The sequence below is a fragment of the Streptomyces sp. CRN 30 genome (assembly GCF_034105845.1).
Window position 1 is genome coordinate 1 of the sequence record NZ_JAVRHI010000244.1, and the last position, 8817, is coordinate 8817.

Consider the following 8817-nt stretch of genomic DNA (forward strand, 5'->3'; position numbering starts at 1 on the left):
CCCGGACGCGGCGCGGCCGGACGCGCGGCCTGCGCGGGAGTGGGTGCCGCCGGCCGTGCCGGGGCAGCCTTGCGGGGGGCGGACTTGGCGCCCCCGTTGCCCTGCTGGAGGGCGTCAGTCAGCTTGCGTACAACGGGCGCCTCGATCGTCGAGGACGCCGAACGGACGAATTCACCGAGTTCCTGGAGCTTGGCCATGACGACCTTGCTCTCCACCCCGAACTCCTTGGCGAGTTCGTATACCCGGACCTTAGCCACTTCGCTCCTTTGAGGTCCGGGTTGCGTCCGGACCGTCGCTACTTCATGGGCGTACTCATCGCGTACTCATCGAGTGCTCATCGCAATCTCGACCTGCTTTCAGACTCGCGAGGTACCAGAGCCGCACGGGGTTCCGTGCGGCACGTCTTACATGTCGCTCGTACAGCGACTCTCCGCCTGATCGACGTGATGGCGCAACACCTTTGTGTCGAGCGGTCCCGGGACACGCAGCGCCCGCGGGAACGCCCGGCGGCGTACCGCCTGGTCGAGACAGACAGGGGCGGGGTGTACGTACGCACCCCGGCCGGGCAGCGTACCGCGAGGATCGGGAACGCACTGCTCCTCGACCGCCACGATGCGCAGCAGATCGGCTTTGGCCGCTCGCTCCCGACACCCGACGCAGGTGCGTTCAGGGCGTGCGCGGGCGAGCGTCCGGCCAGACACGCTCAAGTCTACCTCCCCGCGCCGACACCATCCCTTTGGGGCGGTAATCGAACAGTTGCCGTGCACAAAGCTGACGTGATCTGAGCGACATTCGGCTCAGATCTATTCCCCCGCGTCCGCCCCGGGTCAGTCGGCCTGCGGCTCCGTGTCCGGGCGGATGTCGATGCGCCAGCCGGTGAGACGGGCTGCGAGGCGGGCGTTCTGCCCCTCCTTGCCGATCGCCAGCGACAGCTGGTAGTCGGGGACTGTCACGCGCGCGGAGCGGGCCGCGAGGTCCACGACCTCGACCTTGGAGACGCGGGCCGGGGAGAGGGCGTTCGCCACCATCTCGGCCGGGTCGTCCGACCAGTCGACGATGTCGATCTTCTCGCCGTTCAGCTCGCCCATGACGTTGCGCACCCGGCCGCCCATGGGGCCGATGCAGGCGCCCTTGGCGTTCAGGCCGCTGCGGGTGGAGCGGACCGCGATCTTCGTGCGGTGACCGGCCTCACGCGCGATGGCGGCGATCTCCACCGAACCGTCGGCGATCTCGGGCACCTCGAGCGCGAAGAGCTTCTTCACCAGGTTGGGGTGCGTACGGGAGAGCGTCACGGAGGGTCCGCGCACGCCCTTCGCCACCCGGACGACGTAACTGCGCAGCCGCATGCCGTGCTGGTACGACTCACCGGGGACCTGCTCCTGCACCGGCAGGATGGCCTCCAGCTTGCCGATGTCGACGAGCACGTTCTTCGGGTCGCGGCCCTGCTGGACGACACCGGTGACGATGTCGCCCTCACGGCCGGCGTACTCGCCGAGCGTGGCGTCGTCCTCGGCGTCCCGCAGGCGCTGCAGGATGACCTGCTTGGCGGTGGTGGCGGCGATGCGGCCGAAGTCGGACGGCGTGTCGTCGAACTCGCGCGCCTCCTGCCCCTCCTCCAGGTCCTCGGGGTCCTCCTTCGCCCACACGGTCACATGGCCGGATTCCCGGTCGAGCTTCACGCGCGCGTGGCGTCGGCTTCCCTCGGTGCGGTGGTAGGCGATGAGGAGGGCCGACTCGATCGCCTCGACCAGCAGGTCGAAGGAGATCTCCTTCTCCCGCACCAAGCCCCGCAGGGCACTCATGTCGATGTCCACGGCTACGCCTCCTCCTCTTCCTTCATGTTCTTGTCGCTCACGCTGTCCGCGCTGTCCGCGCTGTCCTTGCGGTTGAACTCGACCTGGACCCGCGCCTTGTCGACGTCGGCGAGGGCGAGCCGGCGCGTGGTGGCCCTGCGGCCCTTCACGCCGGGGACCTCCAGGTCGAGGCCGTCCTCGTCCACGGCGAGGATCCGCGCGACCAGGTCGCCGCCCTCGCGCAGTTGGAACCTGACCAGACGGCCGGTGGCGCGCACGTAGTGCCGGTGCTCGGTGAGGGCGCGCTCGGCGCCCGGGGTACCGACCTCCAGGGTGTACTCGCCCTCGCCCATCGCGTCCGTCTCGTCGAGCCTGGCCGAGAGAGCGCGGCTCACCTCGGCGACGGCGTCCAGATCGGCGCCCGTGTCGGAGTCGACGACGACACGCAGCACACGCTTGCGTCCGACCGAGTCCACTGCGATCTCTTCGAGATCCAGGCCCTGGGAGCTGACGAGCGGTTCGAGCAGTTCTCGCAGCCTCTCGCTCTGGGTGGTGCTCATCCGGGTGACTCCTCGGCCGCGTGTGCTGTTGTGGGAAGGGCGCGTGTCAGCTCAAAGGGTATCCGGTCCCGCGGGGTGTTGCGGTCCACCCGGGCACCACCGGCGTCCGCCGGACGGCGCGCTGACAACCGGTGCGCCGGTGCGCGGGTACGGTGATCACACGTCAACCGCTCTTCCGTTCGTACGACTCTGCCGAGGACGTCTGCCGTGCCGTTCACCCTGCCGTCGCGCGCCCTTCGGGGGCCGCGCAGAAGGACGCTGCTCGTCACCGCCGCGGGCGCGGTGCTGCTGAGCGGCTGCACGTCCGACAGCGGCCCGGAGCCCGACGAGGGCGACACCCGGGCCGCCGAGCGGGCACGCGCGCGCGTGGCCCGCGACAGCGCGGCACTCGCCGAGCGGTACGCGGCCGTCATCGCCGCGTATCCGGAGCTGACGGAGCTGCTGACACCGCTGCGGGCCGAAGTCGTCCGCCACGCCGAGGCGTTCGGGGACAGCGGTGCGTCCACCGGCACACCGGGCGCGGCCTCGGCCTCGGCCTCGCCCTCGGCGGCGCCCTCCGCGGTACCGGCCGGGGCGGGGGCCGCGCTGGCCGGGCTGGCGACGGCCGAGACGGAGCTCGCGGACCGCCGGACGAAGGCTCTGCTGCAGGTGGACGGTGAAATGGCGCGGCTGATGGCGTCCGTGGCGGCGGCCGGGGCGGGGCACGCGTTCCTGCTGAGGGAGGGTGCGAAGTGAGCGGGACGGCGGGCACGGGCAGCGCGGCGCGGAAGGCCGAGCTCCGGGCGCTGCAGGCGGCGCTCGCGGCGGAGCACGCCGCGGTGTACGGGTACGGAGTGGTGGGCGGCCGGATAGGCGAGAGCCGGCGGGCCGACGCGCGCGCCGGGTACGACGCCCATCGCGCCCGGCGTGACGAGCTCGCGCGCGCCGTGCGCGACCTGGACGGCAGCCCCGTGGTCGCGGACGCCGCGTACGCGCTGCCGTTCACCGTCGGGGACGGCGACTCCGCCGTACGCCTCGCCATCGAGCTGGAGGAACGGGTGGCCGGGGTGTACTCCGACCTCGTACGGGCATCCGAGGGCGACCGGAGGCGTACGGCGGCCGAGGCGCTGCGTGAGGCGGCGGTGCGCGCCGTGCGGTGGCGGAACGGGAGCGTAGCCTTCCCTGGTCTCGCCGAGCGGACGGCCGCACCGGCCCCGTCGGCGACTCCGCACATGTGAACGCGACCTCGAAGGGAACGACTCGCGCATGGCTTTCGAACCGCCCCGGCGTGTCGTGCGCGCCCTCGCCGAGACACCGCACCCCGGGGCCGACGAGGCCGGCGACTGGCTGGAGCGGCTGCCCGAGCTGGTCCGCCGGGCGGTCGGGCCACGCGGGTTGACCGTCGAGCGGGTGCAGGCACCGGGCGGGCGCAGCAGCGTCGTCCTCCTCGTGCGGCGGCCCGACGGTTCCCCGGCCGTGCTGAAGCTGGCACCGCCGCGGGCCCGGCCCGCCGGCGAGCGGGCGGCCCTCGCGCACTGGGACGGGCGGGGAGCGGTGCGGCTGCTCGACGACGAGCCCGGGCACGCCGAGGGGGAGCTCCTGCTCGAGCGGCTGCGGCCCGACCGGTCGGTCCGGTCGCTGCCCGAGGCCAAGGCGCTGCTGGAGGCCGCGGGGACGCTGCGCCGGCTGTGGGTGGAGCCGCCCGGCGGGCACGTCTTCGAGACCGTGGCGGAGCGCACCGGCCGGCAGGCCGGGGCCATGCGGGCGGACGCGGACGCCGACACCGATGTGGCACCGCTGGTCGACGCGGCGCTCGCGGTCCGCGAGGAGCTGCTCGCGGCCCCGCCCGAGGAGCTGCTGCTGCACGGCACGTTCCGGCAGAGCAAGGTGCTCGCCGGGGAGCGCGTGCCCTGGCTGGCCGTCGGTCCCGACCCGGTGGTCGGCGAGAGCGCGTTCGACCTGGCCCGGCTGGTGCGGGACCGGGTGGAGGACCTGATCGCCTCGCCCTCGGGGGCGTCCATCACGCGGCGCCGGGTGAAGCGGCTCGCCGAGTCGCTGGAGGTGGACCAGGAGCGGCTGCGTGGCTGGACACTGTTCCGGGCCGTGGAGTCGGGGGTGCGGGCCCGCCGGGTGGGCCGGCCGCAGGACGCGGAGCTGCTGCTGGAGTTCGCGGGCTGGCTGTAGACGCCCACGGTGCACACGTGCGAGGGGCCCCTGCCGCGGATGCGGCAGGGGCCCCTCGCGGCAGCGGTTACGCCGTCAGGCGGGCGATCGCCTCGTCGACCGTCAGCTCCTCGCGCTCACCGGTGCGGCGGTCCTTGAGCTCCAGCACCCGGTCGCCGGAGCGGCGGCCCGCCACCAGGATCGTGGGCACGCCGATGAGTTCGGCGTCGGTGAACTTCACGCCGGGGGACACGCCCGCGCGGTCGTCCACCAGGACGCGCACGCCGGCCGCACCGAGCGCCTCGGAGACCTCCAGCGCCAGCTCGGTCTGCAGGGCCTTGCCCGCGGCGACCACGTGGACGTCGGCCGGGGCGACCTCCTTCGGCCAGCACAGGCCCTGCTCGTCGGCCGTCTGCTCGGCGAGCGCGGCCACGGCGCGGGAGACGCCGATGCCGTACGAGCCCATGGTCACGCGGACCGGCTTGCCGTTCTGGCCGAGGACGTCGAGCTGGAAGGTGTCGGCGTACTTGCGGCCCAGCTGGAAGATGTGGCCGATCTCGATAGCGCGGTCCAGCTTGAGGCCGGTGCCGCACTTGGGGCAGGGGTCGCCCTCCTCGACCACGACCACGTCGAGGTACTGGTCGACCTCGAAGTCACGGCCGACGACGACGTTCCGCGCGTGCTTGCCGTCCTTGTTGGCGCCCGTGATCCAGGAGGTGCCGGGGGCGACGCGCGGGTCGGCGAGGTAGCGGACCTTCTCCAGGCCCTGCGGGCCGACGTAGCCGCGCACCAGGTCGGCGCGGCCCTCGAAGTCCTCGGCGGTGACGAGCTCGACGACCGCCGGGGCCAGGTGCTCGCCCAGCTTGCCGAGGTCGACCTCGCGGTCACCGGGGACGCCGACGGCGACGATCTCGCCGTCGACCTTCACCAGCAGGTTCTTCAGCGTGGCGGAGGCCGGGACGCCGAGGTGCTCGGCGAGCGTCTCGATGGTCGGGGTGTCGGGGGTGTCCAGCTCCTCGACGGCCCCGTGCTCCGCGCCCTCGACCGGCTGCAGCGCGAAGGTGACGGCCTCGGTGTTGGCCGCGTAGTCGCAGTTCGGGCAGTCGGCGAAGGTGTCCTCGCCGGCCGGGGCGGGGGCCAGGAACTCCTCCGAGGCCGAGCCGCCCATGGCGCCCGAGACGGCGGAGACGATGCGGTGGTCCAGGCCGAGGCGCGCGAAGATCTTCCGGTAGGCCTCGCGGTGCAAGCGGTACGACTCCGCCAGGCCCTCGTCGGTGGTGTCGAAGGAGTACGAGTCCTTCATCTGGAACTCGCGGCCGCGCAGCACGCCGGCGCGCGGGCGGGCCTCGTCCCGGTACTTCGTCTGGATCTGGTAGAGCATGACCGGCAGGTCCTTGTAGGACGTGACCTGGTCCTTCACCACGAGGGTGAAGATCTCCTCGTGGGTCGGGCCGAGCAGGTACTCGGCGCCCTTGCGGTCCTTCAACCGGAAGAGCTGGTCGCCGTACTCGTCCCAGCGGGCGGAGGCCTCGTACGGCTCCTTGGGCAGCAGGGCCGGGAGGAGGACCTCCTGGGCGCCGATCGCGTCCATCTCCTCGCGGATGACGCGGGAGACGTTGTCGAGGACCTTCTTGCCGAGCGGCAGCCAGGTCCAGATGCCGGCGGCGTTGCGGCGCACGTAGCCGGCGCGGACGAGGAGCTTGTGGTTGAGCGTCTCGGCGTCCGCCGGGTCGTCACGCAGTGTCTTGACCATCAAACGGGACATGCGCTGGACCTGGGCCATGATTCTCGACTCCTGCTGCGTAAGGGTGATGGCCCCGAGGTTAGCCCTGCGGTACGGGGCGGCGGAAATCGATAACCCGCGCGGCGGCGGTGGGCCCGGCGGTCACCTGCGGCGCAGCGGCAGCGCGGCGCCCATCACGGCGTACGGCATCGGGGCGCTGGGGAAGATCACCTGCCGGGCCAGGTCCTCGTAGCCGAGCGAGCGGTACAGACCGCGGGCGGGGCTGTCGGTGTCGATCGCGGAGAGGATGGACCGCGGCTCGGTGGCGCTGTCGGTGAGGCCGGTGATCAGGGCCCGGCCGATGCCCCGGTTCTGGTGGCGCGGATGGACGTGCAGCTCGGTGATCACGAAGGAGTCGTGCAGCCAGGACTCGTGCCCCCGGGCGCGCAGGTACGGCTCGACGACGGTGGACCACCAGTGCGTGTGGTCGTTGGGCATGCCGTAGACGAAGCCGACGAGTCCCCCGTGCGCGGTGGTGGCGCCGAGGGAGCGGGCGCCCGGCTGGGTCAGGTGGCGCAGCACGATCTGCCGGCGGACGGCCACCTCGTCGGCGCCGAGCCCGAAGGCCACGGCCTGCACGGCGAGCGCCTCGTCGACACGTGCGGAGAGGTCCAGCGGGCCGATCACGATGTCGTCGGAGTGCTGGTGTGCGTGACCGGGAAGGCGCATGTGGGGAGAGTACAGGGGGCCGGGAGCCGTCGTCGGGGGACGGCCCACGGGCGGCCGTCCGTGCCGTGCGGCACCCTCAGAACAGGACGCTCATGAACGCGCCGACTTCCTCGAAGCCCACCCGCCGGTACGTGCGCCGCGCGGGCGTGTTGAAGTCGTTGACGTACAGGCTCGCCACCGGGGCCACGTCCGCCAGCGCGTAGCGCAGGACGGCGGCCATGCCGGGTGCCGCAAGTCCGTGGCCGCGGTACTCGGGGGCGACCCAGACGCCCTGGATCTGGCAGGCCAGGGGCGTGGCCGCGCCGATCTCCGCCTTGAAGACGACCTTGCCGTCAGCGTCGAGGCGGGCGAACGAGCGGCCGGAGCCGACGAGTTCCGCGACGCGGGCCTGATAGAGCAGTCCGCCGTCGCCGGCGAGCGGGGAGACACCGACCTCCTCGGTGAACATCGCCACGCACGCAGGCATGATCGTCTCCATCTCGTCCTTGCGCATGCGGCGCACGTACGGGTCCGGAGCGATGCCGGCGGGGAGCCGGTCGGCGACCATCAGCGGCTGGTGGGTGCGGACCTCGCGGGCGGGTCCCCAGCTCGGTTCGAGCAGCCGCCACAGCTGGGCGGTGGGCTCGGCGGGGCCGACGACGGAGGAGCAGCGGCGGCCGGTGCGGCGGGCGCGGTCGGCGAAGGCGCGTACGGCCCGGGGGGTGGCGCAGATGGGGACGAGGTTGGCGCCCGCGTAGCACAGGGAGGTGAGCGTGCCGTTCTCGTACCAGCCCCACATCTCGCCGCCGAGCCGCCAGGGGTCGAGGCCCGCGGCCTGCACGCGGGACCTCACGAAGGCGTTCGCGACCGGCTCGCGGTCGAGGACGGCGAGGGCGGCGTCCAGGTCACTCGGTTCGAGGACCCTGGTGGTGGTCTGGGTCAACACGTGCGGGGGCCTCATCGTGGGATTCGCTGATCTCCGCACTGTACCTGGCGAAATTGTGGGGCGCCGGGTCGTGGCGGTGACCGCAGTTCACCGCCCCCGCCGCCCCCGTCCCCGCCGTGGGGCGGGGGCGGCGGTCACGAGAAACGTTCCGGCCGCCCCGGGTGCTCCGGCTCAGCCCGCGACCGACACCGACGGCTCGCCCGAGGTCACGCCGTCGGCCTCCATCTGCTCGGCGATCTTCATGGCCTCCTCGATGAGCGTCTCCACGATCTTCGACTCGGGCACCGTCTTGATGACCTCGCCCTTCACGAAGATCTGCCCCTTGCCGTTGCCGGACGCGACACCCAGGTCCGCCTCACGGGCCTCACCCGGACCGTTGACCACACAGCCCATGACCGCCACGCGCAGCGGCACCTCCATGCCGGTGAGACCCGCCGTGACCTCCTCGGCCAGCTTGTACACGTCCACCTGCGCCCGCCCGCACGACGGGCAGGACACGATCTCCAGACCGCGCTGCCGCAGGTTCAGCGACTCCAGGATCTGGTTGCCGACCTTGATCTCCTCCACCGGCGGCGCGCTCAGCGACACCCGGATCGTGTCGCCGATGCCCTCCGCGAGCAGCGCGCCGAAGGCCACGGCGGACTTGATGGTGCCCTGGAAGGCCGGGCCCGCCTCGGTCACGCCCAGGTGGAGCGGGTAGTCGCACTGGGCGGCCAGCTGCCGGTAGGCGTTGATCATCACGACCGGGTCGTTGTGCTTCACCGAGATCTTGATGTCGCGGAAGTCGTGCTCCTCGAAGAGGGACGCCTCCCACAGCGCGGACTCCACCAGCGCCTCGGGAGTGGCCTTGCCGTACTTCTGCAGCAGCCGCCGGTCCAGCGAGCCCGCGTTCACGCCGATGCGGATCGGCGTGCCGTGCTCCTTCGCCGCCTTCGCGATCTCCTT

At 72.5% G+C, this 8817-nt stretch carries 11 protein-coding genes; 3 read left to right on the forward strand and 8 right to left on the reverse strand.

The genetic code is table 11. The features are described 5' to 3' along the window. The 4 genes from UW392_RS25915 to rimP all read right to left on the reverse strand — a co-directional run. On the reverse strand, window positions 1–257 hold a 257-nt coding region (locus UW392_RS25915; RefSeq protein WP_320777532.1), incomplete at its 3' end, for a translation initiation factor IF-2 N-terminal domain-containing protein. A 147-nt stretch (window positions 258–404) separates the two neighbouring features. Continuing rightward, entirely contained in the window at window positions 405–701 is a 297-nt protein-coding gene (locus UW392_RS25920; protein WP_320777542.1) for a YlxR family protein, read from the reverse strand. A gap of 126 nt (window positions 702–827) precedes the next feature. Continuing rightward, entirely contained in the window at window positions 828–1814 is a 987-nt protein-coding gene (gene nusA / locus UW392_RS25925) for a transcription termination factor NusA (RefSeq protein WP_320777533.1), read from the reverse strand. Between the two features lie 2 nt (window positions 1815–1816). Beyond that, the gene (gene rimP / locus UW392_RS25930; protein WP_320777534.1) at window positions 1817–2353 is read right to left on the reverse strand and encodes a ribosome maturation factor RimP; all 537 of its coding nucleotides are present in this window, start codon (window positions 2351–2353) and stop codon (window positions 1817–1819) included. 207 nt (window positions 2354–2560) lie between these two features. Here rimP and UW392_RS25935 point away from each other — a divergent pair, with 207 nt between their 5' ends. From UW392_RS25935 to UW392_RS25945, 3 genes are read left to right on the forward strand one after another with little or no spacing between them, the layout of a single operon-like run. Continuing rightward, window positions 2561–3088, forward strand: coding sequence for a hypothetical protein (locus UW392_RS25935; RefSeq protein ID WP_320777535.1), 528 nt, complete (start codon window positions 2561–2563; stop codon window positions 3086–3088). After that, entirely contained in the window at window positions 3085–3570 is a 486-nt protein-coding gene (locus UW392_RS25940) for a ferritin-like domain-containing protein (RefSeq protein WP_320777536.1), read from the forward strand. Before UW392_RS25935 ends, UW392_RS25940 begins: the two co-directional genes overlap by 4 nt. 28 nt (window positions 3571–3598) lie before the next feature. Further along, entirely contained in the window at window positions 3599–4516 is a 918-nt protein-coding gene (locus UW392_RS25945) for an aminoglycoside phosphotransferase family protein (RefSeq protein WP_320777537.1), read from the forward strand. A 67-nt stretch (window positions 4517–4583) separates the two neighbouring features. On the opposite strand, the gene UW392_RS25950 is transcribed toward UW392_RS25945, so the two are convergent. The 4 genes from UW392_RS25950 to ispG all read right to left on the reverse strand — a co-directional run. Next, window positions 4584–6278 (reverse strand): proline--tRNA ligase, encoded by a 1695-nt coding sequence (locus UW392_RS25950; protein WP_320777538.1) that lies wholly within the window; start codon window positions 6276–6278, stop codon window positions 4584–4586. Between the two features lie 102 nt (window positions 6279–6380). Continuing rightward, complete coding sequence (locus UW392_RS25955; RefSeq protein ID WP_320777539.1) at window positions 6381–6947, reverse strand: GNAT family N-acetyltransferase; 567 nt, start codon at window positions 6945–6947, stop codon at window positions 6381–6383. Window positions 6948–7023: 76 nt separating this feature from the next. Further along, window positions 7024–7872: a GNAT family N-acetyltransferase gene (locus UW392_RS25960; RefSeq protein WP_320777540.1), complete on the reverse strand. Its 849-nt coding sequence runs from the start codon at window positions 7870–7872 to the stop codon at window positions 7024–7026. Between the two features lie 171 nt (window positions 7873–8043). After that, on the reverse strand, window positions 8044–8817 hold a 774-nt coding region (gene ispG, locus UW392_RS25965; RefSeq protein ID WP_320777541.1), incomplete at its 5' end, for a flavodoxin-dependent (E)-4-hydroxy-3-methylbut-2-enyl-diphosphate synthase.

Bases quoted from the DNA above. Each gene is read 5' to 3' on its own strand.
- rimP (WP_320777534.1), bottom strand. From the start codon at position 2,353: ATGAGCACCACCCAGAGCGAGAGGCTGCGAGAACTGCTCGAACCGCTC.
- UW392_RS25945 (WP_320777537.1), top strand. From the start codon at position 3,599: ATGGCTTTCGAACCGCCCCGGCGTGTCGTGCGCGCCCTCGCCGAGACA.
- UW392_RS25950 (WP_320777538.1), bottom strand. From the start codon at position 6,278: ATGGCCCAGGTCCAGCGCATGTCCCGTTTGATGGTCAAGACACTGCGT.
- UW392_RS25955 (WP_320777539.1), bottom strand. From the start codon at position 6,947: ATGCGCCTTCCCGGTCACGCACACCAGCACTCCGACGACATCGTGATC.